Origin of the sequence: Aggregatibacter kilianii, assembly GCF_003129965.1 — a bacterium.
GTDB lineage: Bacteria > Pseudomonadota > Gammaproteobacteria > Enterobacterales > Pasteurellaceae > Aggregatibacter > Aggregatibacter kilianii_A.
In genome coordinates this window covers 1-24,219 of the sequence record NZ_NRCJ01000022.1, presented here as the reverse complement: position 1 = coordinate 24,219, position 24,219 = coordinate 1, and the positions used below count along the sequence as shown (strand labels likewise).

Here is a 24,219-nt window from a genome sequence, read left to right as displayed (position 1 = left end):
CTCACTCTATTTTTAAATCTATCAAAAACGAATCTTCAAGTGCCCACACAGTTTGTCTGATTGATTGTTAAAGAACAAAAAACGACGCGCTGTTTTCACTTCACAACGGCGCGTCGTTGCGGGGGCGTATTATAGGCATTTACAAAATCTTTGCAATACCTTTTTAGAAAAAAATTGAACTTTTTTGCCATCTGCTTATAAAGTCGCCAAGTTTTACCTTTACATACATACCAAAATAATAAAGCCACAAAAAAGAGCGGTCAGAAAAACAGTTGGATTTCTGACCGCTCTTTGGCTTTTCGCATTGAATATTCCTTATGCTCAGCGATTAATATTCAACAAATTTAACTTTTCAAATCCAAGGGTGTGAATGAGTTGCAGTAAGCCGTCTTCTTGTGCAAGCGCCTTCGTACAAAAAACTTGTGAATTCATTTGATTTTTTGACCGCACTTTGGCGCCATGAAGCAAGAATTGTACCCGTTTGGCAATGGCGACGCCCGAATCGATGAAATGTGTCACTTGAGGCAGACATTGCTGAATTTCGGTTTTTATCAGCGGGAAATGGGTACACCCCAATACCACGCAATCCAAATCGGACAGTTGCATCCATTCACTTAATTCGGATTTAATTTCATTTAAATTAATAGGATAGCCATGTAATTTCCGTTCTGCCAATTCTACTAATTTTGTGCTACCAATTTTCTCAACCCGGCAGTCATCGGCATATTTATTAATTAAATCCGATAAATATTGACGTTTTACCGTGCCTTTTGTTGCCAACAAGCCGATATGTTTTGTGACAGTTTGCTGCGCTGCCGGCTTAATTGCAGGAACAGTGCCCACAATCGGAATCGAAAAATGCTCGCGTAATGTCGGCAAAACCACTGTACTTGCCGTATTGCAAGCGATAACAATAAGGTCTAAAGGAAACATATTATCTATGCTTTGGCAGATGTTTAATGTGCGCGCAATAATGCTTTCTTCCGACTTCTCGGAATAAGGAAAATACGCGTTATCAAAGCAATACAAATACTGATAATCAGGCAAAAGTTGTTTGACCTCACGGTATACACTGAAGCCGCCGACGCCAGAATCAAAGAAAAAAATGGTGGGTTTTGTTTGTTTGTCCATAATCAATTGGATGGAAAAATTTGTGCCATTTTATTCGCTTGCGGGGCTGTTCTCAAGGAAAAGCTCACTAATGAGCAATGGCATTTTTTGTATTGAAAACAAGGAACGGCGGGCATATCGTCGGCTTTTGGGATCTTGCGCCCACTGAATCAGCAATCTTTCCGGCGCCTGAGAAAACAGCCACTCTCCGATGGGGTTATTGCCTAATACAGATAGTGCCTGATAGCACGCCAACAAATCTTTCGCAATTAATGTGCGGGCTTCAATCCAAGGTTTTCCGTCACCGTACAATACCACTTCCCGACACCAATAAGGCGCTATCGGCAAAAGTGCGGTCTCATTTTCAAACGTTTTTTCTATCCATTTTTCCGACCGCACTTTTACCTCAAATTGATGGCAAGCCTGTTTTAATCTGGCGGTCAATGAGCCTTTTTCAAATAACCAATTTTGAATAGCTAGAGGAACCCGCCGCACTTCCGGCGCGTCTTCATTCCGCCAGACTAAAGAGGCAAAGATAGAATCAGGCATTGCTATAAATCTCACGATTATTAAGCCAGCGGCGAATCAATAATTCGGCAACTTGCGGATATTTTTGTGCCAGTTGCTTGGCGTAAAACTGCACCGTCGGCAACATTTTGCGATCACGCATGAGGTTTGCCACTTTAAATTCGGTAATGCCCGTCTGTTTGGTGCCAAGCACTTCGCCCGGCCCCCGAATTTCCAGATCTTTTTCCGAAATCACAAAGCCGTCTTGGGTGTCTCGCATGACCTGCAAACGCTTTTGTGAAATTTTACCAAGCGGCGGTTTATACATTAAGACACAAAAAGATGCCGTACTGCCTCGCCCTACGCGCCCGCGAAGCTGGTGAAGCTGGGACAGCCCCAAGCGTTCGGCGTTTTCAATAATCATTAAACTGGCATTCGGCACGTCCACGCCCACTTCAATCACCGTGGTTGCAACCAATAAATCCAACTCGGCGAGCTTAAATTGTGCCATAACCGCCTGTTTTTCAGTTGGTTTCATCCGTCCGTGCACCAAGCCGATACGCAAGTGCGGTAAAATTTTGCGGAGATCTTCCGCCACAGCTTCTGCCGCCTGCGCCTCCAACACTTCCGACTCATCAATTAACGTACAAACCCAATAAGCTTGCCGTTTTTCTTGGGTACATGCCACATTAACCCGTTCGATAATTTCCGCACGGCGCTCTTCGGAAATGGCAATGGTGGTAATCGGCGTGCGCCCCGGCGGCAGTTCATCAATAATTGACGTATCTAAATCCGCATACACGGTCATGGCAAGCGTGCGCGGAATCGGCGTGGCGGTCATAATTAACTGATGAGGATACACGCCCGCCTGATTGCCTTTTTCACGCAACATCAAACGTTGGTGCACGCCGAAACGATGTTGTTCGTCCACAATCACCAGGCTCAACTGATGAAACGCCACTTCCTCCTGAAATAATGCATGGGTGCCCACCACCATTTGCACTGTGCCGCTTTTTATTTTTTCCAGTTCAGCGGCGCGTTGCTTTCCTTTCACCTTGCCCGCAAGCCAGCCCACTTGAATGCCAAGCGGCTCAAACCAGCGACGAAAATTCACCGCGTGTTGTTCCGCCAAAATTTCCGTCGGTGCCATCAACGCCACTTGTTTGCCGTTATCAATGGCAATCAGTGCCGCCAGTGCTGCCACCAACGTTTTACCGGAGCCCACATCGCCTTGCACTAAACGCATCATCGGGTATGTTTGCGCTACATCGCGCTCAATTTCTTCCGTTACCCGCCATTGCGCCTTGGTCGGCTGAAAAGGTAACTGCGCTAAAAAACGTTGTTTTAAATTGGATTGATAAACGAGGGCATCGGCAAAATTCGCCTGAATTCCCGACCGCACTTTTTGCATAGCAAGATTGTATGCCAGTAGCTCTTCAAAAATGAGCCGTTGCTGTGCGGGATGTTTGCCTTCTTCCAGTGTTGTCAACGACACGTCAGGTGGCGGATTGTGTAAAAACTGAATGGCGGACTTCAAGTTAAAAGGATGTGGGTTACAGTCCGCCGGCAACAGTTCGGCTAAAGGCGTTTTCTCCAAGACAAGCAAGGCTTGTGCGATTAATTTGCGCAATGACGTTTGTTTTAGCCCTTCGGTGGCAGGATAAATCGGCGTGAGGGTTTCCGCCAGCACCAGCGGTTTGTTGTCGTGAATAATCTGATATTCGGGGTGATGGATTTCCGCCATAAAACGACCGCGACGCACTTCACCGAACGCCTTCACCCGTGCGCCGGGCTGCAAACTGTTTTTCATGCCGGCGTTAAAATTAAAAAAGCGCAACGCCAATTTGGATGTGCCGTCAGAAAGGTAAACCATCAGCATCGGTCGACGCCCAAATTGCACTTCGCTACTTTGCACCACGCCTTCAATAGTGGCGTACTGCTCTGCCTGTAAATCGGCGATAGGCGTAATTCGGGTGCGGTCTTCATAACGAAGGGGGAGGTGGAATAACAGATCCTGCAGATTAAAAATACCCAATTTACCTAACTTTTGCGCCACGGCGGCACCGACACCGGAAATTGCCGTTAACGGAATCGCATCTAATAATTGGGTATTCATTTATTGATTGATATTGCGCTCAATGCTGATTAATTCGGGCATTGATTTGATTTTACGGATGATGTGCTCAAGATGTTTTTTATCTTTCACCGTCAGCAGTACGATAATTTGATACAAACGCCCTTCCTGCTCTTCCGTCCAAATGCTTTGAATATTGCTGTCCATGGAGGAAATTGTTGACATTAAGTGCGGTAACGTGCCCTGCTGATTAATCATTTCGATACGCAGTTCCGCCTCAAATTCAAGTTGGGCGCTGCTTTTTTCCCAGTCAACGGACATATAATGTTTCGGATTATCTTTGCGATCTTTCAAATTTGAGCAAGCTTCATGGTGAATTACCAAGCCCTTGCCCGGGCTGGCGTAAGCAATGATCGGATCGCCAGGAACAGGATGACAACATTGCGCAAAGGTGGTTAGCAAACCGCCGTTGCCGTTAATTTCCAACGGGCTGGCATTGTTATCGGGATTACCGTCCGTATCAATTTCAATGGATTCGCCCAACAAGCGATGCGCAATGACGGTGCTCATTTGATTACCCAAACCGATTTCCATAAACAAATCATTCAGGCTGGCTAATTTAAGCTCCGTTAACACATTTTGCGTATACTCAAGATTAAGCTCTTCTAATTTTATTGGATTTAATGCGTGAGCTAATTGACGTTTACCGGACTCAATGGCTTCATCATGACGTAAGTCTTTCAAGGCGTGGCGAATACTGGAACGGGCTTTGGCGGTCACCACAAAATTTAACCATGCCACGTTCGGTTTGGCATTCGGCGAAGTGAGAATATCAATGGTTTGACCGGATTCCAGCGCTTGTGACAACGGATAAGGTTTGCGATCCACATTGGCGGCGACACAATTTCGCCCCACATCCGTATGCACGGCATAGGCGAAATCCACCGGTGTCGCGCCTTTCGGCAGTTCCACAATACGGCCTTTCGGCGTAAACACATAAATCTCTTTCGGGAAGAATTCCGATTTAACGCTTTCGATAAATTCAAAGGAATTACCCGCACTTTGTTGTAGCTCAATTAAACTTTGGAGCCAACGTTGCGCCTTAATTTGTGCTGTTGTGCTGTCGTTACGACCACCCTGTTTATACGCCCAATGCGCCGCTACGCCCATTTCCGCCATTTGATCCATTTCTTCAGTACGAATTTGCACTTCCACCGGCACACCATGCGGGCCGATCATGGACGTATGCAAAGATTGGTAGCCATTGGCTTTCGGCACGGCAATATAATCTTTTACCCGCCCCGGACGAGGTTTATAAAGACTGTGCATTTGCCCCAGCACGCGATAGCAGGTATCTACGTTATTCACGACGGTACGGAACGCGTAAATATCCATAATGGAATGAAACTGCTGATCTTTTAAACGCATTTTTTGATAAATGGCGTACAAATGCTTTTCACGCCCGAAAACCCGTGCCTGAATGCCTACATCCTGCAAACGCCCTTTAATTTCGGTGGAAATACGTTCGATCATATCTTTACGATTACCGCGGGCAATCTGTATGACTTTCTGTAACACCGCATAACGTTGCGGATACATGGCTTCAAAACCAAGATCCTCCAGTTCGTTTTTGATGTGTTCGATACCCAAACGGTGGGCTAAAGGCGCATAAATCTCTAGCGTTTCCTTGGCGATACGACGGCGTTTGTCAGGGCGGAGTGCACTGAGTGTGCGCATATTGTGGGTACGGTCGGCAAGTTTGATGAGAACCACGCGGATATCCTTGGTCATGGCAAGGATCATTTTACGGAAGTTCGCCACTTCCGCCTCTTGGCGGGTTCGGAATTTGAGTTTGTCGAGTTTTGAGACACCTTCGACAATTTCTGCTACGCTGGCGCCGAACTCGGCTTTCAGCTGTTCTTCCGTATAAGGTGTGTCTTCAATGACGTCATGTAATAAAGCCGCCATGACGGCTTCATGATCCAATCGCATTTCGGCGATGATGGAGGCCACAGCAACGGGGTGGGTAATGTAAGGTTCACCACTGGAGCGTGATTGTCCTTCGTGTGCATCGCGGGCAATCACAAATGCGCGTTTAACCAATTCAATTTGCTCAGGCGGTAAATACGCCTGAATAATATGATGTAAACCTTCAAATAAATACAAAACACACCCGACTAAAAAACGCTGTAAATTTTAACCGCACTTTATTCGGACAATAAAGAAACGGCGTTCACTTCCACTCTTTCATGCGCCAAATGTTCATGACGATCCTGCGCATCTAAAATTTCATTATTGATTAAACCTTTTTCAATTTCACGCAACGCGATCACTGTGGGTTTATCATTATCTTCCGGCACCAGCGGTTCACGCGTATGCAGCTGTAATTGTCTTGCGCGACGGGCAGCAGTTAAAATCAAATCAAAACGGTTACCAATTTTTTCTACTGCGTCTTGCACGGTTACACGAGCCATAAATTACTCCAATTTGCTAAATCTGTCTTTGAATTCAATAAAGGGTCAGTATGGTACTAGAATGAAGGCGATTTTTCCAGTAGTTGTTCAATCAAGCCTTGATTTTCTTGCTGCTGATGCGCCAAGGTCAGCCGCTCGGCACGCAAAATCGCCTGTAAATCCTCAAGCGCCTGTTCAAAGTTATCGTTCACGATGACGTAATCATATTCATTATAGTGGGAGATTTCATCAATCGCTTTTGTCATTCTGTCGGCAATCACTTCTGCACTGTCCTGACCGCGTCCGATTAAACGTTTTTCCAATTCCTGCAATGACGGCGGCAAAATAAAAATACTTTTTACATTCGGCACTTTTTCGCGAATTTGTTGCGCGCCCTGCCAATCAATATCAAGAAACACATCAATACCTTTAGCTAAATTTTCCTCAATGGCAAATAATGATGTACCGTAATAATTACCGCCAAAAACTTTGGCGTATTCCAAGAACGCATGTTGTTCAATCAAATGTTCAAATTCACCATGAGATACAAAATAATAATGTATCCCCTCCAACTCGCCCGGGCGCGGTTGTCTGGTGGTATGGGAAACGGACACCATCATTTGATGTGCATGGTTTCGGGTTAATAACGCATTAATCAGCGATGACTTGCCTGCGCCGCTCGGGGCGGAAATAATATATAAATTGCCTTGCAACATAATGAATCTCTTGTGAGTAATTTTGCTTATTATGCCCCTAAGCCGATAAAAAATCAGCAAAAGTGCGGTCATTTTTTGCAGAATTTTTTCATCCCTCGACAAGGACATTTTCTCTTCATCCGATCAGAGACGCATTCTCAAGTTAAAGAAAGCGTGTTATAATCTGCCGCAAAATAGGTAGGCGGAGTCAAATGCCAACCTCAACCTTTTCGTTTAACTTAAAATATAAGGTGAAATCTTATGGCAATTAAAATTGGTATCAATGGTTTCGGTCGTATCGGCCGTATCGTATTCCGTGCAGCACAACATCGTGATGACATCGAAGTTGTGGGTATCAACGACTTAATCGACGTTGAATACATGGCGTATATGTTGAAATACGATTCAACTCACGGTCGTTTCGACGGCACAGTTGAAGTGAAAGACGGCAACTTGGTCGTAAACGGTAAAGCGATTCGCGTAACTGCAGAACGTGATCCGGCAAACTTAAACTGGGGTGCAATCGGTGTTGATGTTGCGGTTGAAGCAACCGGTTTATTCTTAACTGACGAAACTGCCCGTAAACACATCACTGCCGGTGCGAAAAAAGTGGTTTTAACCGGCCCGTCCAAAGACAGCACACCAATGTTCGTACGTGGCGTAAACTTTGATGCTTATAAAGGTCAAGACATCGTTTCCAACGCTTCTTGTACAACAAACTGCTTAGCGCCATTAGCGAAAGTTATCAACGATAAATTCGGTATCAAAGACGGTTTAATGACAACCGTTCACGCAACGACAGCAACACAAAAAACCGTTGACGGTCCGTCTGCTAAAGACTGGCGTGGTGGTCGTGGTGCTTCCCAAAACATCATCCCATCTTCAACAGGTGCGGCTAAAGCAGTAGGTAAAGTCATTCCTGCATTAAACGGCAAATTAACCGGTATGGCATTCCGCGTTCCTACTCCGAACGTCTCTGTTGTTGACTTAACCGTTAACCTTGAAAAACCTGCAACTTACGCAGAAATCTGTGCAGAATTAAAACGCGCTTCCGAAAACGAAATGAAAGGCGTATTAGGCTACACTGAAGATGCCGTTGTTTCCACAGACTTCAACGGTTGCGCCTTGACTTCCGTATTCGATGCGGCTGCAGGTATCGCATTAACCGACACTTTCGTGAAACTTGTATCTTGGTACGACAACGAAACCGGTTATTCTCACAAAGTATTAGACTTAGTCGCTCACGTTTACAACTACAAAGGCTAATCTCTTAACTCTAAATAGACAATAGCTCCCAAAAGGGAGCTATTTTTTTATCTGTGAAGAGGAAAAAGTGGGGTTGTTTTTCAATGTGTTTTTAAAATGCCAATACCAATACGCCGGAAAGAATCAATCCCGCCCCTACAATCAATTTCATGCTGATCGGCTCACCCAAGATAGTCACACCCAACACAATAGCAATCACCACGCTTAATTTATCAATGGGCGCCACCCAAGAAGCCGGCGCAAGTTGTAAAGCGCGGTAATAACAAAGCCAGGAAAGCCCGGTGGCAACACCGGACAACACCAGGAAAATGACCGGTTTGGTCGCAATATGTTGTGGCAGTTGCCACTCGTTGCGCATGGAGATAATGGCGACAATCACAAATAAAATCACCACAGTACGAATAAATGTTGCCAAATTACTGTTCAGCCCTTCGACGCCTAATTTCCCTAAAATTGCCGTTAATCCGGCAAAAAATGCGGAGCCGATCGCAAACCAGACCCAATTCATTTTAATCCCCTAAAGTTTCTGCAATATTTCCTTTATAATATAGCACGTTTTTTCATACACGAATTTCATCCTTATGACTATCGTTAATCAATCTGCGCTCGTCCCATACAGCGCACAACAAATGTACCGGCTAGTTAATGACTATGAGCGTTATCCCGAATTTCTACCCGGCTGTGTCGGCAGCCGCACCTTGAATAAAAGTGCGGTGCAATTAACCGGCGAATTGGAAATCAGCAAAGCGGGCATTCGACAAAAGTTTACGACCTGTAATACAATGAAAGAAAATCAATCAATTAGAATGCAATTAGTTGACGGACCGTTCAAATTCTTGCAAGGTGAATGGAAATTTACCGAGTTGGATGAAAAAAGTTGTCAAATTCAACTCTATTTAGAATTTGAATTTTCCAATCCGCTGGTTGCATTTGCTTTTGGTCAAATCTTTACCCATTTAACCAATAAGATGATTGATGCCTTTAAACAACGAGCAAAACAAATTTATGGCAAATAAAATCAACATTCAAATTGCCTATGCGTTTCCCGACCATCATTACCTAAAGTCATTTAGTGTCGATGAAGGCACCATGGTACAAACGGCTATTTTGCAGTCAGGCATTTTGCAACAATTTACCGACATTGATTTACGTGAAAATAAAATCGGCATTTTCAGCCGCCCCGTAAAATTGACGGATCAGTTGAAAGATGGCGATCGCATTGAAATTTATCGTCCGCTTCTGGCGGATCCAAAAGAAATTCGGCGTAAACGTGCCGAAGAACAGGCTAAGAAAAAATAACGCTAACTCACACAGCAGATCCAAGGAATGTATATGAACAAATTCTGTTTACCTCAAAATATCACGCCGGAAATCTTTTTACGCGATTACTGGCAGAAAAAACCCTTATTAATTCGTCGCGGTTTACCGGAAATTATCGGTATGCTTGAACCTCGAGATATCACCGAACTCGCTAAAACGGAAGAAGTTGCCGCCCGTTTAATTAAGCAACATACCGACGATAACTGGGAATTACGCACCAGTCCGTTATCCAAAGAGGATTTTGAAAATTTACCTGAGAAATGGTCGGTTTTGGTACAAGACATGGAACAATGGTCCCCGTTACTTGGCAATTTATGGACAAAATTCGGTTTTATCCCGCAATGGCAGCGTGACGACATTATGGTGTCTTTCGCACCACAAGGCGGTTCTGTCGGTAAACATTATGATGAGTACGATGTCTTTTTAGTGCAGGCTTATGGACATCGCCGCTGGCAATTAGGCAAATGGTGCGAGCCGACCACAGAATTTAAACCGAATCAACCGATTCGCATTTTTGATGACATGGGCGAGTTGATTTTCGATGAAGTAATGGAACCCGGCGATGTACTTTATGTGCCTTCCCGCCTTGCCCACTATGGTATCGCGCAAGACGATTGTCTCACCGTCTCCTTCGGATTACGTTACCCGAACACATCGGAATTATTGGAAGACCTTGGAAATCAACTTTGCCATCCAAATCTGGAACTGAATGAACTCAATATTCCGTTCCGTTTAAGCCCCGCCACACAAAAAACCGGCGAACTAACCCCATCGGATGTGCAACAAATAAAGCAACTTTTCTTACAACAACTGGCAAATTCAGAACAATTTGATGCCTTGTTCCAACAAGCCCTTGCCACCACAGTCAGCCGCAGACGTTATGAATTACTGGAAGTCGCCGGCTTTGCCGATCCGGAAGAGGTGTTAGAAACCTTTGAACATGGCGGTAAACTACGTCAGGACAACAACTGCAAACTGGTTTACACCCAAGATCCGTTCCGCATTTATGCCAACGGCGAATGGTTGGACGAGCTGACCTACGCTGAGGCGGAAATCTTAAAACAACTTGCCGATGGTGAAATCGTTGACTTTGCCTTTTTAACCCGCTTAATCGGAAGCCTGCAAGACCAACAAATCTCCATGGAAGTGCTGGTTGACAGCATTTGCAACTGGTTAGACGACGGTTGGGCATTATTAAACGAGTAAAGCGGCATGAGCGAAAACATTTATTCGGTCAGCCAGTTAAATCAATCCGTTCGCCTGATGTTGGAAAACCGGCTCGGACAGGTTTGGCTCACCGGAGAAATTTCTAACTTTACCCAGCCCGTCTCCGGACATTGGTATTTAAGTTTAAAAGATGAAAACGCCCAAGTACGTTGCGCCATGTTCCGCATGAAAAACCTGCGTGTGGGCTTTCGTCCTGCCAATGGCATGCAGGTATTGGTGCGCGCGGCGGTCAGTTTGTATGAACCGCGCGGCGATTATCAACTGATTATCGAAAGCATGCACCTTGCCGGTGAAGGGTTGCTTATGCAGCAGTTTGAGATGTTAAAACTTAAGCTGGCGGCGGAAGGGTTATTCGCTCAAAATCACAAAAAAAACCTACCGCACTTTAGTAAGGCGGTTGGCATTATCACCTCCAAAACAGGGGCGGCATTGCAGGATATTTTGCACATTCTCCAACGCCGTGATCCGAGCCTGAAAGTCATCATTTATCCGACCTCCGTGCAAGGCAAAGATGCGGCAGCCGAAATTGCACAAATGATTCAACTTGCCAATCAACGTCACGAAACGGATGTTTTGATTGTCGGACGTGGAGGCGGTTCATTGGAAGATTTATGGTGTTTTAACGAAGAAATAGTAGCACGTGCCATTTTTGATTCCGCCATCCCGATTATCAGCGCCGTCGGTCATGAAACCGATGTGACCATTGCCGATTTTGTCGCCGATTTACGCGCGCCAACGCCGTCTGCCGCGGCGGAACTGGTGAGTCGCGATCAAACGGAATTATTACAGCAATTCCAATATCGCCAACAACGCATGGAAATTGCGTTGGATCGGATTTTTACCGAAAAAAAACGGCGCTTACAACATATATTTTTACGCCTACAAAACCAACATCCGCAGGCGCAGTTACGCATTCAGCAACAGCTTATCACGCAATTACGCCATCGTTTACAACAAAGCCTACTTCATCGTTGGCAAAAAACATCGGAAAATCTGACCGCACTTTCTGCTCGGTTATCTAAAAATCCATTGCCTTTAAGAATCCAACGCTATGAGCAGCTGCTAGCGCAGCTAAAAGTGCGGTTAAATTCCGAAGTGAATTTAAAGCTGGAACGTCAACAGAAACAGCTGGCACATCTGTGCGGCAAGCTGGATAGCTTAAGCCCGTTGAAGGTGTTGTCGCGCGGCTATTCCATTACACAAAACCAACATAATCAAGCCGTTACATCAATTAATGCGGTTAATGTCGGCGAACAAATCACAACACGCCTTACCGACGGCATAATTGTCAGCCGAATTCACCAAATAGAGAAAAAATAGACGGGTTATTTTTTATGCTTTGCCAATGAGCAATGCAGAATTTTGACGTTTTTGCCCTTGTCCTGAAAATATTTTCCCAGTTGTTCGGCAATGTAAACGGAGCGGTGTTTACCGCCGGTGCAGCCAATAGCGATGGTTAAATAACTACGGTTATTTTGCTCCAGCGATGGTAACCAGGTTTCGATATAAGAACGGGTAAGGTAAATGAATTGATGTACTTCGTTGTGTTTATTGAGAAACTCCGCCACTTCTTCGTCTAACCCGGTCAGCGGACGCAAGCCCGGATTCCAATGGGGGTTCGGCAAAAAACGTACGTCAAAAACATAATCCGCATCCAATGGAATGCCGTATTTAAAACCAAAAGATTCCACTACAATTTTCAATTCCTTATCGGTATGTCCACGTAAAAACTCACGTAGCCGCGCCGCTAATTCGTGAGTGGACAAAGAAGCAGTGTCTATGAGCAAATTCGCTTGCTGAACCAAAGGTTCAAGACGGTTACGTTCTTCTTCAATGGCGGCTTCTAAGGAAAGGTCTTGGGTGGACAACGGGTGTAAACGACGGGAATCACTGTAACGGCGAATAAGTGTGCCGGTGTCCGCATCCAGGAAAATAATCTTCACATTATGTTCCTGCTGCAATTCGTTAATCGTATTTTCAAGCAGTTGCGGGGAATTCGGCAGGTTACGAATATCCAAGCTAATTGCTACGGCAGGCTGACCGGCAGATAAAATCTGAATAAGCTGAGGCAATAAATCCAAAGGCAGGTTATCCACGCAGTAATAGCCCATATCCTCCAACGCTCTTAATGCGACGGATTTTCCCGCCCCGGAACGACCACTGATGATGATAATTTCCATAACACCCCCGCTAATTCAGTTTTTTTCGTTAAAAATTAATGATTACGCCTGCGATTTTGTTAAATCCTCGACAGCCGGTTCCGTCGGAACGGCTTCATTGATATTGGCACATTGATCATAGTGCAGAAAAATTTGCCAGATTTCATCCGCACTTTTGGCTGCGCGCAATTGTTTGCACAGCGATTTATCCGTTAGGTTTTCCGCTAATTTCGGCAGGCATTGAATATAATCGGCGCACATATTTTCCGGAATCAATACAGCAAAAATTAAATCCACTTCACGATGATCCGAGGCGTCATAGTCAATAGGAGAATCCAATTGGATGAAGACCGCGACAGGTTGAGTGTCTGCCGGCAAGCGCCCTTTCGGCATCGCTACTCCGCCGCCCAGACCGGAATTACCCAATTTTTCACGACTACACAAACATTCAAAACAGCATTGCTCGCCGTTTTCCATCTGCAATGTTTCTTCCACAATATGCGCAATAGATTCAAATACACGCTTTTTACTGGACAAAATCATGCCCTGACGGATGCATTCCGGCGTTAATAATTCAGTAAATTTCATAAGCTAAAGTTGGAAATCGGCGCCTAAATAAACGTCTTTTACCAATTTGTCGTTCATAATTTCTTGCGGCGTGCCGGTGGCGATCATTTTGCCTGAACTCACAATATAGGCACGTTCACACACGTCTAGCGTCTCACGCACGTTGTGGTCGGTAATCAACACGCCCAAACCGCGATCACGCAAATCTTTGATAATTTTTTTAATATCAATCACCGAAATTGGATCCACTCCGGCGAAAGGTTCATCTAACAAAATAAATTTCGGGTTTGCCGCCAACGCACGGGCAATTTCTACACGGCGACGCTCCCCACCCGACAAAGATTGCCCCAAATTATCACGAATATGACCGATATTAAATTCTTCGATTAACTCGTCAGCTCTCTCGCGACGCTGAAGTGCGGTCAAATCTTTGCGTATTTCCAACACAGCCATCAAATTGTCATACACACTGAGACGGCGGAAAATAGAGGCTTCCTGCGGCAAATAGCCGATGCCTTTTTGCGCACGATTGTGCATCGGCAGCAGGCTGATGTCTTCCTCGTCAATACGGATTTTACCTTGATCGTGGTTCACTAACCCCACCACCATATAGAACGTGGTAGTCTTCCCTGCACCGTTCGGCCCCAATAACCCGACTATCTCGCCGGAATGTACGGTAAGACTTACATCGGAAACCACTTGGCGGTTTTTATAACTTTTCGCTAAATTTTCAGCATACAGAATCGCCATGAACTCTATTTTCCTTTTGCATTATTGAGTTGAGCCGGAATTAATACGGTTTTTACACGGGAACCGGAGGAACCATTGGCTTTAAGCTGTTGTTTTTTCACATCATAGGTAATCACATTGCCGTTGATTTTGCTGTCCAGTTGCTTTAATTCGGCATTGCCGGTTAACGTTAAAAACTCCGTACCGAGATCATAAAACACTTTATTGGCTTTGCCGTCTACCGGTTTGCCGTCGTCCATGATTTGATGGAAGGTCACCGGATTGCCGAAAGCTTCAACGGTGTCTTTGCCTTTGGAATTTTCTTCCGGACGGGTGATGATCACTTTGTTGGCTTTCACCACGATGGAACCTTGAGTGATTACCACATTGTCGGTAAAGGTTACGACCCTGCTGGTCATGTCTAAAGATTGGTTATCGGAAACGATGTTAATCGGTTTGTTGGTATCGTCTTTTAATGCCAGCGCGGACAAAGACACCAACATTAATGTGGAAGCAAGAAAAATGTTATTGCTTACTGATTTCATAATATGTTTTTACCTGTTCTTTTAATGTAGCCACTTGTTGCTGCAAGTTGCCGGTTAATTTTAAGCCTGTGGAATTAAAATTCTGCCCGTTAAGTTTTACCATGTGATCCGAACTGATATCTTGCGTGGTTAAATTCACCACCGCACTTTCCGTTTCAATACGTTGCAGACGGGATTGTGCGGAAAGGCTTTGCGCAATCACATTGCCGTCCAAATACAACATATTGTTTTTGGTTAGACGCGCTTTGTCGGCGCTGAGTTTCCAGCTTTCTTTATCGGCATTTTGAATTTCAATATCCAACAGCAAAACCACCGGTTGTTGAAAGTCGGTATGCCCATCCGAAGTATAATGCTCGACTTTTTCAGCGGTTGCCAAATACTGTTTTTTACCGGTGGGCGAATACACGGTGGTATTCATTTTTTGCCCGACATATTCCGGACTGTCCGCCGTTTTAATCAGATCTTTCAGACTTTCGTCTTCCTGATTCAGGCTATAAAACCAAGCCAATAATCCCAACGCAATCACGGCTAAGACAATATTCAAACGAATATTCATACAATACAAATTCTGTTATAACGGTTAATAATAAGGCGCAATGATAGCACAGTTTTACTGAAAACTATAAAAAAGCAATGTAAAGTGCGGTCGGTTTTGGCAGCGTTTTTTGGCGAAAAGATTTCTCCGTACGGTTCAGGAACATTTTATAAAAAACACAGTCCAAGGAGGGATATTTAAGACATTAAAGAATGTGTAATTCTATTTGACATTCATTGGGATTTCATAGAGTATCGCAACTTATTTTATTTAGCCTAGGCGCTTAAGCCTTTACCAATCAGGTTTTATGAACAAAACTTTAATTGAAGTAAAACACCTTACGTTTAAACGCGGCGAACGGATTATTTACCACGATCTGAATTTGCGCGTTCCCCGCGGAAAAATTACCGCCATTATGGGGCCGTCGGGAATTGGAAAGACCACCTTATTGAAGCTTATCGGCGGTCAGCTGATGCCTTCTGAAGGTGAAATTCTGTTCGACGGACAAGACATTTGTACGCTATCCAACAGCGAACTTTACGAAGCCCGTAAACGTATGGGGATGTTATTCCAGTCCGGTGCATTATTTACCGATATTTCCACCTTTGATAACGTCGCATTTCCGATTCGTGAACACACCAATCTGCCGCCCTCATTAATTCGCCAAATCGTATTAATGAAACTGGAAGCGGTGGGTTTACGCGGCGCCGCCGATTTAATGCCGTCCGAGCTTTCCGGCGGAATGGCACGCCGTGCCGCCCTAGCCCGCGCTATTGCGCTAGATCCCGATTTAATCATGTTTGATGAGCCGTTTACCGGGCAAGATCCTATCAGCATGGGCGTGATTATCAGCTTAATCAAACGTTTAAACGAAGCGCTGAATCTAACCTCCATTGTGGTTTCCCATGACGTGCAGGAAGTGTTAAGTATCGCCGATTACGCTTACATTATCGCCGATCAGCATGTAATCGCCGAGGGGACATCGGAACAGTTGTTGGCAAGTCAGGATCCGCAGGTCAAACAATTTTTACAAGGTCAGGCGGACGGTCCGGTTCGTTTTCATTATCCTGCGCCAAATTACATTGAGGAGTTGTTTGAATGTTAACCAAGTTAATTTCAGCTCTCGGACGCAACGCCATTAATTTTGCCCGCGCCATGGGACGCGCCGGTTTTCTTTTATTTGGCGCACTTATCGGCAAACCGCAAATTAATAAACATTTTCCTTTATTAATCAAGCAACTTCATGTGCTTGGTGTGCAATCCTTATTGATTATCATGCTGTCGGGTCTATTTATCGGCATGGTGTTAGGTTTGCAAGGCTATGTGGTATTGGTGGATTTCTCGGCGGAAACCAGTCTGGGGCAACTAGTGGCATTATCGTTGCTACGCGAATTAGGCCCTGTGGTGACCGCACTTTTATTCGCCGGACGTGCAGGCTCCGCATTAACCGCCGAAATCGGCTTAATGAAAGCCACAGAACAATTATCCAGCTTGGAAATGATGGCGGTGGATCCGTTGCGTCGCGTCATTGCACCGCGTTTTTGGGCGGGTGTGATCGCCATGCCGATTCTGTCTATTATTTTTATCGCTATCGGTATCTGGGGGGGCTCTTTGGTAGGCGTGGACTGGAAAGGCGTGGATTCGGGCAGTTTTTGGTCGGTCATGCAAAGTTCTGTGACTTGGAGCCACGACATTTTTAACGGATTCATTAAAAGCCTGTTCTTCGCCATTGCGGTTGTTTGGATTGCGCTGTTTAACGGCTATGACTGTATTCCGACGTCGGAAGGCATCAGCAAAGCCACCACCAGAACGGTGGTACATGCTTCATTAGTGGTATTAGGTTTAGACTTCGTACTGACGGCAATCATGTTCGGTGCGAATTAATTTTGTAAGGAAATAGTATGCGACAAACCATTAAATATGAATTTTGGGTAGGTTTATTTTTACTTCTCGGCATTGGCTCGCTGATCTTTTTGGGCTTAAAAGTAGCAAACGTGCAAGGTTTCAGCGAAACAAAATCTTACCGCGTTCATGCAACTTTCGATAATATCGGCGGACTAAAAGTACGCGCCCCGCTTAAAGTGGGCGGCGTTGTGATTGGACGCGTATCCGACATCGCCTTGGATCCGCAAACTTATTTACCGAAAGTCACCATCGCCATTAATCAGGAATATAACGAAATTCCTGAAACCAGTTCCCTATCCATTAAAACCTCCGGGTTATTGGGCGAACAGTACATTGCATTAAGCATTGGGTTTAATGACGGTGAAGTTGCCATGTTGAAAGAAGGTGACAAAATTGTCGATACCAAATCCGCCATGGTGCTGGAAGATCTTATCGGACAATTTTTATACGGTGACAAAGACAAAAAAGCCGCTGCCGAATCCAATGATGCAGCAGAAAGTCAGTAGTTAACGCAACCTAAAAGGAGCAAAAGGTATGTTAAAAATCAAGTTAAAAAACTGGTTGGCAAAAACGCTGGTAATTTTCACCGCACTTTTTGCAATGCAACAAGTGATGGCGGAAGATAACCCGCAAACCTTAACACAACAGGTTTCGGATAAATTATTCAGCGACATTAAAGCGAATCAAAGTCGTATCAAGCAAGATCCGAATTATTTAAAAACCATCGTGCGTCAAGATTTGATGCCGTATGTTCATGTAAAATATGCCGGTTCTAAAATTTTAGGACAACATTATAAAACCGTGACGCAAGAAGAACGTGATCGTTATTTTGCCGTGCTGGATAAATACATTGAACAGGTTTATGCACAAGTCTTAACCATGTACACCGACCAAAGCATTCAAATCGGCAAAATGAAAGAAGAATCAGGTAGCCTTGCCATCGTCAATGTAAAAGTGGCGCAACCCAATAATCAACCGCCGTTAAACGTGGATTTCTACTGGTATAAAAACAGTAAAACCGGTCAATGGCAGGTTTACGATATGACTGCCGGCGGCGCCAGCATGGTAAATACCAAACAGCAGGAATGGAGCCCGATTATTCGCAAACAAGGCTTAGACGCGCTGACCGCGCAATTACAAAAATCTGCCGATACCCCAATTACCTTGAGCAAATAATCAATGCAACAACCACAAAGTTTACATTGGGAATCACAACAAAATGATGGTAAGATAACGCTCCGCTTAAAAGGGGAATTATCTCGTAACACGTTGTTGCCGCTATGGCAGCAACGTGCTTCTTTTTTATTGGAACGGAAAACGGAAGAAAGCGATATATATTGGGATTTATCTCAAGTCAGTCGTATTGATTCCGCCGGGTTCGCGTTGTTGTGTGATTTTCTACAACATAATCAAACCCGTTTGACAAATGAACGGAAACAAATTCTGCAAAATCCACCGTCCCAATTATTGACACTCGCAGATCTGTTCGGCTTGTCCGACTGGATTGCGCAATTTAGTAAAACCGATGGAAATAGTTAATGGAAACTCAAGAAATCGAACGAATCTTAAAAGAAGCACTGAATCTTGATGAAGTGTATGTACAAGGCGAAGATGCACATTACGGCGTTATCGCCGTCAGCGATCAATTTGAAGGACTTTCCAAAGTCAAACAACAACAAATGATTTATGCCCCGCTTTTGAACCACATTTCCAGCAATGAAATTCATGCGCTTTCCATCCGCACTTATACCGTTGAAAAATGGAAACGCGAACGTTTACTTAATCAACCCGCCTAATTCATAGGAAATTATTATGCAAAAATTTCGAGTTTACGGACAATCTTGTTTAAAAGGAACCGTAGAAATTTCCGGTGCTAAAAATGCGGCATTACCGATTTTATTCGCCGCCATTTTGGCTACGGAGCCGGTCACTTTAACTAATGTGCCAGATCTGAAAGATATCGAAACCACGCTTAAAATTTTACGTCAGTTAGGCGTAATCGTAGAACAAACAGAACCTGGTACAGTGCGTTTGGACGCCTCAAAAATCGATCATTTTGTTGCCCCTTACGAGTTGGTAAAAACCATGCGTGCGTCAATTTGGGCATTAGCACCGTTGGTAGCGCGTTTCAATCAAGGCCAAGTTTCCTTACCGGGCGGCTGCTCTATCGGTGCCCGTCCCGTGGATTTACACATCAGCGGTTTAGAACGTCTCGGTGCCCAAATCGCCCTTGAAGACGGCTATGTCAAAGCCTATGTGAACGGACGTTTGACCGGCACCCGTATCGTGATGGAAAAAGTCAGCGTGGGCGCTACCCTTTCTATCATGATCGCAGCGACCTTAGCAAAAGGCACAACCGTCATTGAGAATGCCGCCCGTGAACCTGAAATTGCCGACACCGCAGAATTCTTAAATAAAATGGGTGCCAAAATCAGCGGTGCAGGTTCCGACGCTATTACCGTTGAAGGCGTAGATCGCTTAACCGGTTGTGAACACAGCATCGTGCCCGATCGCATTGAAACCGGCACATTCTTAGTCGCTGCCGCCATTTCCGGCGGTCGTATCGTATGTAAAAATACCAAAGCGAATACGCTGGATGCCGTCATTGATAAGCTACGCGAAGCCGGTGCACAAGTGGATGTTACCGAAAACACAATTACCTTAGATATGTGGGGCAATCGTCCGAAAGCAGTGAATATTCGCACCGCACCATACCCGGGCTTCCCAACAGATATGCAGGCGCAATTCACCTTGTTAAATATGGTGGCAAACGGTACCAGCATTATTACCGAAACCATTTTTGAAAATCGTTTCATGCACATTCCGGAACTAATCCGCATGGGCGGTAAAGCGGAAATTGAAGGCAATACTGCGATCTGTCACGGTGTTGCACATTTATCCGGTGCAGAAGTGATGGCAACGGATTTACGTGCGTCTATCAGCTTGGTCCTTGCCGGCTGTATCGCCACCGGTGAAACCATCGTCGATCGTATTTATCACATTGATCGCGGCTATGAACGCATTGAAGAAAAACTACGTAGCTTGGGTGCACGCATTGAACGTTTCAACGAAGAAACTGAAGAAGGCTAGCGAGTTAATAGCCAAAAAATAAAGGCTTAAGTTTTTCAACTTAAGCCTTTTTATTTAAATCAATTAACGCGTAGAAAGTTGGAAAATCATAGATTCCGCTTGGCAACTAAACTCAAACTGCGCTTTCAATTTAAAGCCATTTTCCACCGCACTTATTTCGCTGCTGATTTTGCACGGGTCGCTTTCCGCCGCCTTGGCTTTTTCGGTTAAATAGCTTAAGGCTTCTTTCGCCGCATCTTCCGTTGCATAAACCTGTTCAAAATCCACCGTACAGTCGGAGCCGTCAATAACCGTCCCCACATCCACACAACAACAAACTTTTGCTTCTTCCGCCTGACATTTCAATGTGCTCATAATATCTCCTTGTAAAAAGAATTGAAATTTTCAACTATTTTAGCATTATTCAAATTTAATACAAAATCCGACCGCACTTTTCCGCGCCTACTGGTCTGAACACTCGGCAAAATATGAAAAGAATATTGCTCCCTCTTCCTTTGTTTTTTTAGAATGGCGCGTTTTCCTAAGAAACAACAACCAATAAACATTAACCAAACAACGCCTCTTGGCAGGCGCAGAAAAGGGACAAAAATGACAACCCGCAAATTTACTCAAACTCTTCTCTCCACGCTGCTATTAACCGTAGCCGGTGGAGCCTCCGCTGCGGCATTCCAATTAGCCGAAGTGTCCACCTCCGGTTTAGGTCGCGCCTATGCCGGTGAAGCCGCCATCGCAGACAATGCCGCCGTTGTGGCAACCAACCCTGCACTCATGAGCCTGTTCAAACAAAACGAATTTTCCGTCGGTGGCGTTTATGTGGATTCCCGAATTCATATGGATGGACCGGTAACGGCTAAAGTCTTGGGTGTTGAAGTTGCCAGAGGCTCGGCACACCAAAAAAGTGTTGTTCCCGGCTCTTTGATTCCAAATATGTATTTCGTCGCCCCGATTAATGACAAGTTCGCTATCGGTACCGGTATGAACGTCAATTTCGGTTTAAAAAGCGAATATGACGGTAACTATGACGCCGGTCTATTCGGAGGAAAAACCGACTTAACCGCTGTGAATTTAAACCTAAGCGGTTCCTACCGAATCTCTGAGGGCTGGAGCGCAGGTTTAGGTTTAAATGCCATTTATGCCAAAGCGAAAGTGGAACGTACGGCAGGTATTTTAGATACCGCCATTGATAATGTACGCACGAATCCGAGTTTACAACGCCAAATTGCTGCCCGCGCTGCCGCGTTAGGACTTCAACCGACCGGATTAATGGCACGTCTGGGCGGTTTGGGCGCGCAAATTGAGAAAGGAACACTATTAACCCAGTTGCAAGATAAGGCGGCTTGGGCATTCGGTTGGAATGCAGGCTTGCTTTACGAATTCAATGACAGAAACCGTATCGGTGTCGCATATCACTCAAAAGTCGATATTGATTTCAAAGATCACACCGCGTTAAGTTACGGTCCGTTAGGTACTCAAGCTTATGTAGGCGAAGGTGGTTTAACGCTACATTTACCAAGCTATTGGGAGGTGTCGGGTTATCACCAGTTCACCGATAAATTCGCTATGCACTATAGCTATAAATACACCCGTTGGGAGCGTTTGAAAGATCTGCATGCGACTTATAACGATGGCAAATTAGCCTTCCATAAAGAAGAACAATACCGTAATAATTCACGCCTTGCCCTCGGTGCGACTTATGATTTAACCGAACAGTTAACTTTGCGTGCAGGTGTTGCTTATGATGAAAGTGCTACCGGAGAACACCACTCCGCCTCTATTCCGGATACCGATCGCACTTGGTACAGTGTGGGTGCCACCTATAAATTCACGCCTGATTTTTCTGTGGATGTCGGTTTCGCCCATTTACGCGGCAAAAAACTTAGCTTCAGAGAAAATCAAAGCTTAGCTAACGGGTTAGTTGTCGTGGAAGCGGATTATCAATCAAAAGCAAGAGCCAATCTCTATGGCTTAAACCTCAATTACCGTTTCTAATCGGCATAAAAATCCCGCATAATAAAAGCGTACTTCGGTACGCTTTTATTTTTGTGAAACAGGGAAAAATATGACCGCACTTTTTTACAGTTACGCTTCCTCACCGTTGGGCAACTTGCTGATGTTATCCGACGGCAAACATCTCACCCATCTGGATTTTGAACTGGAGCAATTCGCGCCGAATCCTAAATGGCGGGAAAAGAACGATTTGCCGCTCTTTGAGCTGGTTCGAGAAGCGCTTAATCGCTACTTCAACGGCGAACAGGAAACCTTCGACGAAATTCCGTTAGCACCACAAGGCACGCCATTCCAACAGCGCATTTGGCAGGCACTACGCCAAATCGGCTACGGACAGACCGCCAGTTACGGCGAGTTAGCTAAACTGATTGAGAACCCCAAAGCGGTGCGGGCGGTCGGCGGTGCGGTGGGGAGCAACCCCATCAGTATTATTATTCCCTGCCACCGCATTTTAGGTAAAGACGGGGCGCTTACCGGCTTTGGAGGCGGTTTGGTCGCCAAGCGTTTTTTGCTGCAACTGGAAAAGATTTCTTATGTTGATAAAGGTAAAGAAGTCGTGAAACCGCGTTTTTTCAAGAAATATCACCAATGATCCCGCAAACCACAGAAGAACTGCTCGCCCGTGCGCAAGCCATCGCCGGACTTACTTTTGGCGAATTGGCGGCACAGTTGCATATCCCCGTGCCGCCAGATTTAAAACGCGATAAAGGCTGGGTGGGCATGTTACTTGAAACGGCGTTAGGTGCGACTGCCGGTAGCAAAGCGGAGCAAGATTTCAGCCACTTGGGCATTGAGCTGAAGACGTTACCTATCAACGCACAGGGTTATCCGTTAGAAACCACCTTTGTCAGTCTTGCCCCGCTGATTCAAAACAGCGGCGTGAACTGGCAAAACTCCCATGTACGCCATAAATTATCCCGCGTGCTTTGGATTCCCATTGAAGGCAGTCGCCATATTCCGTTGGCAGAGCGGCATATCGGTACGCCGATTTTATGGCAACCGACAGCTCAACAAGAAGCCCAACTACAATGGGATTGGGAAGAACTGATGGACTATATTGTGTTAGGGCAACTGGATAAAATTAACGCCCGATTAGGCGAGGTCTTACAGCTTCGTCCGAAGGGTGCCAACAGCAAAGCGCTCACCAAAGGCATCGGTAAAAACGGCGAAATTATCGACACACTTCCTCTCGGTTTTTATTTGCGCAAAGAATTCACTCATCAAATTCTGCAACAATTTGTGCAACAAACCATTTAATCCTTTTCATTTACTCCGCAAAGCTATATGATCGCGCACCTGTTTTATTTTAAGGAAATATTATGTTTGAATGGCTTTTGAGTCCCGAGGCGGTTGTTGCCTTGTTAACCCTAACGGCACTAGAAATCGTGCTGGGTATCGACAACATTATTTTAATCAGCATTCTGGTGGCGAAATTACCGGAAAAACAACGTCAACCGGGACGAATTATCGGTTTAAGCCTTGCAATGGGCACCCGTATTTTACTACTATTGACCCTTTCTTGGATGATGCGACTCACCGAACCGCTCTTTGATGTATTCGGCAAAGGCGTTTCCGGACGGGATTTAATTCTGTTTTTCGGTGGTTTATTCTTGATTATCAAAAGTATTAATGAGATTCGAGAAGCCATGACACCGCACACGGAAGAAGAACATCATGAAATCAGCAAAAAAGTCAGCTTTATCGGCGTACTCATTCAAATTGCCTTGCTCGACATTGTCTTCTCGCTGGATTCCGTGATCACTGCCGTAGGCATGGTGAATCAAATTGAAATTATGGTCACCGCCATTATCATCGCCGTGGGCATGATGATGTTTGCCGCCAAACCTATCGGCGATTTTGTGGAAAATCACCCGACCTTCAAAATTCTGGCGCTCGCTTTCCTGATTCTGATTGGTGTTGCGTTGATTATCGAAAGTGCCGGCATCCATGTTCCGAAAGCCTATATTTATTTTGCCATGGGCTTTTCCGTATTTGTGGAAATTCTCAATACATGTCTCTTAGACACATCT

Annotated in this window: 29 protein-coding genes; 16 read left to right on the top strand and 13 right to left on the bottom strand. The window is 45.1% G+C overall.

The window, feature by feature from the left end; translation table 11 throughout:
- Positions 1-321: 321 nt before the first annotated feature.
- Genes murI through gmk form a run of 6 tightly spaced genes read right to left on the bottom strand, consistent with a single transcriptional unit; the run spans position 322 to position 6,860 of the window.
- Positions 322-1,131, bottom strand: a complete 810-nt coding sequence (gene murI / locus DK430_RS12725) for a glutamate racemase (protein ID WP_109079425.1) — start codon at positions 1,129-1,131, stop codon at positions 322-324.
- Positions 1,132-1,161: 30 nt separating this feature from the next.
- Positions 1,162-1,659, bottom strand: a complete 498-nt coding sequence (locus tag DK430_RS12720; protein WP_109079424.1) for a chorismate--pyruvate lyase family protein — start codon at positions 1,657-1,659, stop codon at positions 1,162-1,164.
- Positions 1,652-3,733 (bottom strand): ATP-dependent DNA helicase RecG, encoded by a 2,082-nt coding sequence (gene recG, locus DK430_RS12715; RefSeq protein ID WP_109079423.1) that lies wholly within the window; start codon positions 3,731-3,733, stop codon positions 1,652-1,654. The genes DK430_RS12720 and recG overlap by 8 nt, the downstream gene beginning before the upstream one ends.
- Positions 3,734-5,857 carry a bifunctional GTP diphosphokinase/guanosine-3',5'-bis pyrophosphate 3'-pyrophosphohydrolase gene (spoT, locus tag DK430_RS12710; RefSeq protein ID WP_109079422.1) on the bottom strand — a complete coding sequence of 708 codons (2,124 nt, stop codon included), beginning with the start codon at positions 5,855-5,857 and terminating at the stop codon, positions 3,734-3,736.
- A gap of 41 nt (positions 5,858-5,898) precedes the next feature.
- Positions 5,899-6,165 (bottom strand): DNA-directed RNA polymerase subunit omega, encoded by a 267-nt coding sequence (gene rpoZ / locus DK430_RS12705; RefSeq protein WP_005575983.1) that lies wholly within the window; start codon positions 6,163-6,165, stop codon positions 5,899-5,901.
- Between the two features lie 56 nt (positions 6,166-6,221).
- Positions 6,222-6,860, bottom strand: a complete 639-nt coding sequence (gene gmk / locus DK430_RS12700; RefSeq protein WP_109079421.1) for a guanylate kinase — start codon at positions 6,858-6,860, stop codon at positions 6,222-6,224.
- Between the two features lie 240 nt (positions 6,861-7,100).
- Here gmk and gap point away from each other — a divergent pair, with 240 nt between their 5' ends.
- Positions 7,101-8,105: a type I glyceraldehyde-3-phosphate dehydrogenase gene (gene gap / locus DK430_RS12695; RefSeq protein ID WP_109079420.1), complete on the top strand. Its 1,005-nt coding sequence runs from the start codon at positions 7,101-7,103 to the stop codon at positions 8,103-8,105.
- Between the two features lie 91 nt (positions 8,106-8,196).
- On the opposite strand, the gene DK430_RS12690 is transcribed toward gap, so the two are convergent.
- On the bottom strand, positions 8,197-8,613 hold the full coding sequence (locus DK430_RS12690; RefSeq protein WP_109079419.1) for an EamA family transporter: 417 nt from the start codon (positions 8,611-8,613) through the stop codon (positions 8,197-8,199).
- 73 nt (positions 8,614-8,686) lie between these two features.
- Here DK430_RS12690 and DK430_RS12685 point away from each other — a divergent pair, with 73 nt between their 5' ends.
- The 4 genes from DK430_RS12685 to xseA are packed head-to-tail and all read left to right on the top strand — an operon-like array spanning position 8,687 to position 11,972.
- Positions 8,687-9,121 (top strand): type II toxin-antitoxin system RatA family toxin, encoded by a 435-nt coding sequence (locus tag DK430_RS12685; protein ID WP_109079418.1) that lies wholly within the window; start codon positions 8,687-8,689, stop codon positions 9,119-9,121.
- Positions 9,111-9,404, top strand: a complete 294-nt coding sequence (locus DK430_RS12680; protein WP_109079417.1) for an RnfH family protein — start codon at positions 9,111-9,113, stop codon at positions 9,402-9,404. The genes DK430_RS12685 and DK430_RS12680 overlap by 11 nt, the downstream gene beginning before the upstream one ends.
- Positions 9,405-9,437: 33 nt before the next feature.
- Positions 9,438-10,631, top strand: a complete 1,194-nt coding sequence (locus tag DK430_RS12675; RefSeq protein ID WP_109079416.1) for a ribosomal protein uL16 3-hydroxylase — start codon at positions 9,438-9,440, stop codon at positions 10,629-10,631.
- A gap of 6 nt (positions 10,632-10,637) precedes the next feature.
- Positions 10,638-11,972: an exodeoxyribonuclease VII large subunit gene (xseA, locus tag DK430_RS12670; protein ID WP_109079415.1), complete on the top strand. Its 1,335-nt coding sequence runs from the start codon at positions 10,638-10,640 to the stop codon at positions 11,970-11,972.
- 5 nt (positions 11,973-11,977) lie between these two features.
- Here xseA and rapZ read toward each other — a convergent pair whose 3' ends face one another.
- Genes rapZ through lptC form a run of 5 tightly spaced genes read right to left on the bottom strand, consistent with a single transcriptional unit; the run spans position 11,978 to position 15,208 of the window.
- Entirely contained in the window at positions 11,978-12,832 is an 855-nt protein-coding gene (gene rapZ, locus DK430_RS12665) for an RNase adapter RapZ (protein WP_109079414.1), read from the bottom strand.
- A 42-nt stretch (positions 12,833-12,874) separates the two neighbouring features.
- Complete coding sequence (gene ptsN / locus DK430_RS12660) at positions 12,875-13,399, bottom strand: PTS IIA-like nitrogen regulatory protein PtsN (protein WP_109079413.1); 525 nt, start codon at positions 13,397-13,399, stop codon at positions 12,875-12,877.
- Positions 13,400-13,402: 3 nt separating this feature from the next.
- The gene (gene lptB / locus DK430_RS12655) at positions 13,403-14,128 is read right to left on the bottom strand and encodes an LPS export ABC transporter ATP-binding protein (protein WP_109079412.1); all 726 of its coding nucleotides are present in this window, start codon (positions 14,126-14,128) and stop codon (positions 13,403-13,405) included.
- Between the two features lie 5 nt (positions 14,129-14,133).
- Entirely contained in the window at positions 14,134-14,652 is a 519-nt protein-coding gene (gene lptA, locus DK430_RS12650; protein ID WP_109079411.1) for a lipopolysaccharide transport periplasmic protein LptA, read from the bottom strand.
- Complete coding sequence (gene lptC / locus DK430_RS12645; protein ID WP_109079410.1) at positions 14,633-15,208, bottom strand: LPS export ABC transporter periplasmic protein LptC; 576 nt, start codon at positions 15,206-15,208, stop codon at positions 14,633-14,635. Before lptC ends, lptA begins: the two co-directional genes overlap by 20 nt.
- Positions 15,209-15,494: 286 nt before the next feature.
- On the opposite strand from lptC, the gene mlaF reads away from it, so the two are divergent.
- From mlaF to murA, 7 genes are read left to right on the top strand one after another with little or no spacing between them, the layout of a single operon-like run.
- Positions 15,495-16,292, top strand: a complete 798-nt coding sequence (mlaF, locus tag DK430_RS12640; RefSeq protein WP_109079409.1) for a phospholipid ABC transporter ATP-binding protein MlaF — start codon at positions 15,495-15,497, stop codon at positions 16,290-16,292.
- Positions 16,286-17,071 carry a lipid asymmetry maintenance ABC transporter permease subunit MlaE gene (gene mlaE / locus DK430_RS12635; protein ID WP_109079408.1) on the top strand — a complete coding sequence of 262 codons (786 nt, stop codon included), beginning with the start codon at positions 16,286-16,288 and terminating at the stop codon, positions 17,069-17,071. The genes mlaF and mlaE overlap by 7 nt, the downstream gene beginning before the upstream one ends.
- 17 nt (positions 17,072-17,088) lie before the next feature.
- Positions 17,089-17,598, top strand: coding sequence for an outer membrane lipid asymmetry maintenance protein MlaD (gene mlaD, locus DK430_RS12630; RefSeq protein ID WP_109079407.1), 510 nt, complete (start codon positions 17,089-17,091; stop codon positions 17,596-17,598).
- A 28-nt stretch (positions 17,599-17,626) separates the two neighbouring features.
- A complete protein-coding gene (mlaC, locus tag DK430_RS12625; protein ID WP_109079406.1) occupies positions 17,627-18,268 on the top strand; it encodes a phospholipid-binding protein MlaC in 642 nt (213 codons plus the stop codon).
- Positions 18,269-18,271: 3 nt separating this feature from the next.
- Positions 18,272-18,631, top strand: coding sequence for an STAS domain-containing protein (locus DK430_RS12620; protein WP_109079405.1), 360 nt, complete (start codon positions 18,272-18,274; stop codon positions 18,629-18,631).
- A complete protein-coding gene (locus DK430_RS12615; protein WP_005541027.1) occupies positions 18,631-18,888 on the top strand; it encodes a BolA family protein in 258 nt (85 codons plus the stop codon). The genes DK430_RS12620 and DK430_RS12615 overlap by 1 nt, the downstream gene beginning before the upstream one ends.
- A 16-nt stretch (positions 18,889-18,904) precedes the next feature.
- The gene (gene murA / locus DK430_RS12610; protein WP_109079404.1) at positions 18,905-20,182 is read left to right on the top strand and encodes a UDP-N-acetylglucosamine 1-carboxyvinyltransferase; all 1,278 of its coding nucleotides are present in this window, start codon (positions 18,905-18,907) and stop codon (positions 20,180-20,182) included.
- 63 nt (positions 20,183-20,245) lie between these two features.
- Here murA and DK430_RS12605 read toward each other — a convergent pair whose 3' ends face one another.
- The gene (locus DK430_RS12605) at positions 20,246-20,536 is read right to left on the bottom strand and encodes a YfcZ/YiiS family protein (RefSeq protein ID WP_109079403.1); all 291 of its coding nucleotides are present in this window, start codon (positions 20,534-20,536) and stop codon (positions 20,246-20,248) included.
- 234 nt (positions 20,537-20,770) lie between these two features.
- Between DK430_RS12605 and DK430_RS12595 the strand changes: the two genes are divergently transcribed.
- The 4 genes from DK430_RS12595 to DK430_RS12580 form a co-directional block, all read left to right on the top strand.
- Entirely contained in the window at positions 20,771-22,171 is a 1,401-nt protein-coding gene (locus DK430_RS12595) for an outer membrane protein transport protein (protein WP_109079401.1), read from the top strand.
- A 70-nt stretch (positions 22,172-22,241) separates the two neighbouring features.
- A complete protein-coding gene (locus DK430_RS12590; protein ID WP_109079400.1) occupies positions 22,242-22,781 on the top strand; it encodes a methylated-DNA--[protein]-cysteine S-methyltransferase in 540 nt (179 codons plus the stop codon).
- Positions 22,778-23,446, top strand: coding sequence for a DNA mismatch repair endonuclease MutH (mutH, locus tag DK430_RS12585; protein ID WP_109079399.1), 669 nt, complete (start codon positions 22,778-22,780; stop codon positions 23,444-23,446). The genes DK430_RS12590 and mutH overlap by 4 nt, the downstream gene beginning before the upstream one ends.
- Positions 23,447-23,508: 62 nt before the next feature.
- The coding region (locus DK430_RS12580) for a TerC family protein (protein WP_109079398.1) at positions 23,509-24,219 on the top strand (711 nt) is incomplete at its 3' end.

Bases quoted from the DNA above. Each gene is read 5' to 3' on its own strand.
- gmk (WP_109079421.1), bottom strand. From the start codon at position 6,860: ATGTTGCAAGGCAATTTATATATTATTTCCGCCCCGAGCGGCGCAGGC.
- mutH (WP_109079399.1), top strand. From the start codon at position 22,778: ATGATCCCGCAAACCACAGAAGAACTGCTCGCCCGTGCGCAAGCCATC.
- mlaE (WP_109079408.1), top strand. From the start codon at position 16,286: ATGTTAACCAAGTTAATTTCAGCTCTCGGACGCAACGCCATTAATTTT.
- DK430_RS12590 (WP_109079400.1), top strand. From the start codon at position 22,242: ATGACCGCACTTTTTTACAGTTACGCTTCCTCACCGTTGGGCAACTTG.
- mlaD (WP_109079407.1), top strand. From the start codon at position 17,089: ATGCGACAAACCATTAAATATGAATTTTGGGTAGGTTTATTTTTACTT.
- DK430_RS12685 (WP_109079418.1), top strand. From the start codon at position 8,687: ATGACTATCGTTAATCAATCTGCGCTCGTCCCATACAGCGCACAACAA.
- xseA (WP_109079415.1), top strand. From the start codon at position 10,638: ATGAGCGAAAACATTTATTCGGTCAGCCAGTTAAATCAATCCGTTCGC.
- DK430_RS12605 (WP_109079403.1), bottom strand. From the start codon at position 20,536: ATGAGCACATTGAAATGTCAGGCGGAAGAAGCAAAAGTTTGTTGTTGT.
- recG (WP_109079423.1), bottom strand. From the start codon at position 3,733: ATGAATACCCAATTATTAGATGCGATTCCGTTAACGGCAATTTCCGGT.
- murI (WP_109079425.1), bottom strand. From the start codon at position 1,131: ATGGACAAACAAACAAAACCCACCATTTTTTTCTTTGATTCTGGCGTC.
- DK430_RS12675 (WP_109079416.1), top strand. From the start codon at position 9,438: ATGAACAAATTCTGTTTACCTCAAAATATCACGCCGGAAATCTTTTTA.
- DK430_RS12595 (WP_109079401.1), top strand. From the start codon at position 20,771: ATGACAACCCGCAAATTTACTCAAACTCTTCTCTCCACGCTGCTATTA.
- murA (WP_109079404.1), top strand. From the start codon at position 18,905: ATGCAAAAATTTCGAGTTTACGGACAATCTTGTTTAAAAGGAACCGTA.
- rpoZ (WP_005575983.1), bottom strand. From the start codon at position 6,165: ATGGCTCGTGTAACCGTGCAAGACGCAGTAGAAAAAATTGGTAACCGT.
- DK430_RS12720 (WP_109079424.1), bottom strand. From the start codon at position 1,659: ATGCCTGATTCTATCTTTGCCTCTTTAGTCTGGCGGAATGAAGACGCG.
- mlaC (WP_109079406.1), top strand. From the start codon at position 17,627: ATGTTAAAAATCAAGTTAAAAAACTGGTTGGCAAAAACGCTGGTAATT.
- lptB (WP_109079412.1), bottom strand. From the start codon at position 14,128: ATGGCGATTCTGTATGCTGAAAATTTAGCGAAAAGTTATAAAAACCGC.
- DK430_RS12615 (WP_005541027.1), top strand. From the start codon at position 18,631: ATGGAAACTCAAGAAATCGAACGAATCTTAAAAGAAGCACTGAATCTT.
- mlaF (WP_109079409.1), top strand. From the start codon at position 15,495: ATGAACAAAACTTTAATTGAAGTAAAACACCTTACGTTTAAACGCGGC.
- gap (WP_109079420.1), top strand. From the start codon at position 7,101: ATGGCAATTAAAATTGGTATCAATGGTTTCGGTCGTATCGGCCGTATC.
- DK430_RS12690 (WP_109079419.1), bottom strand. From the start codon at position 8,613: ATGAATTGGGTCTGGTTTGCGATCGGCTCCGCATTTTTTGCCGGATTA.
- ptsN (WP_109079413.1), bottom strand. From the start codon at position 13,399: ATGAAATTTACTGAATTATTAACGCCGGAATGCATCCGTCAGGGCATG.
- DK430_RS12620 (WP_109079405.1), top strand. From the start codon at position 18,272: ATGCAACAACCACAAAGTTTACATTGGGAATCACAACAAAATGATGGT.
- lptA (WP_109079411.1), bottom strand. From the start codon at position 14,652: ATGAAATCAGTAAGCAATAACATTTTTCTTGCTTCCACATTAATGTTG.
- rapZ (WP_109079414.1), bottom strand. From the start codon at position 12,832: ATGGAAATTATCATCATCAGTGGTCGTTCCGGGGCGGGAAAATCCGTC.
- lptC (WP_109079410.1), bottom strand. From the start codon at position 15,208: ATGAATATTCGTTTGAATATTGTCTTAGCCGTGATTGCGTTGGGATTA.
- DK430_RS12680 (WP_109079417.1), top strand. From the start codon at position 9,111: ATGGCAAATAAAATCAACATTCAAATTGCCTATGCGTTTCCCGACCAT.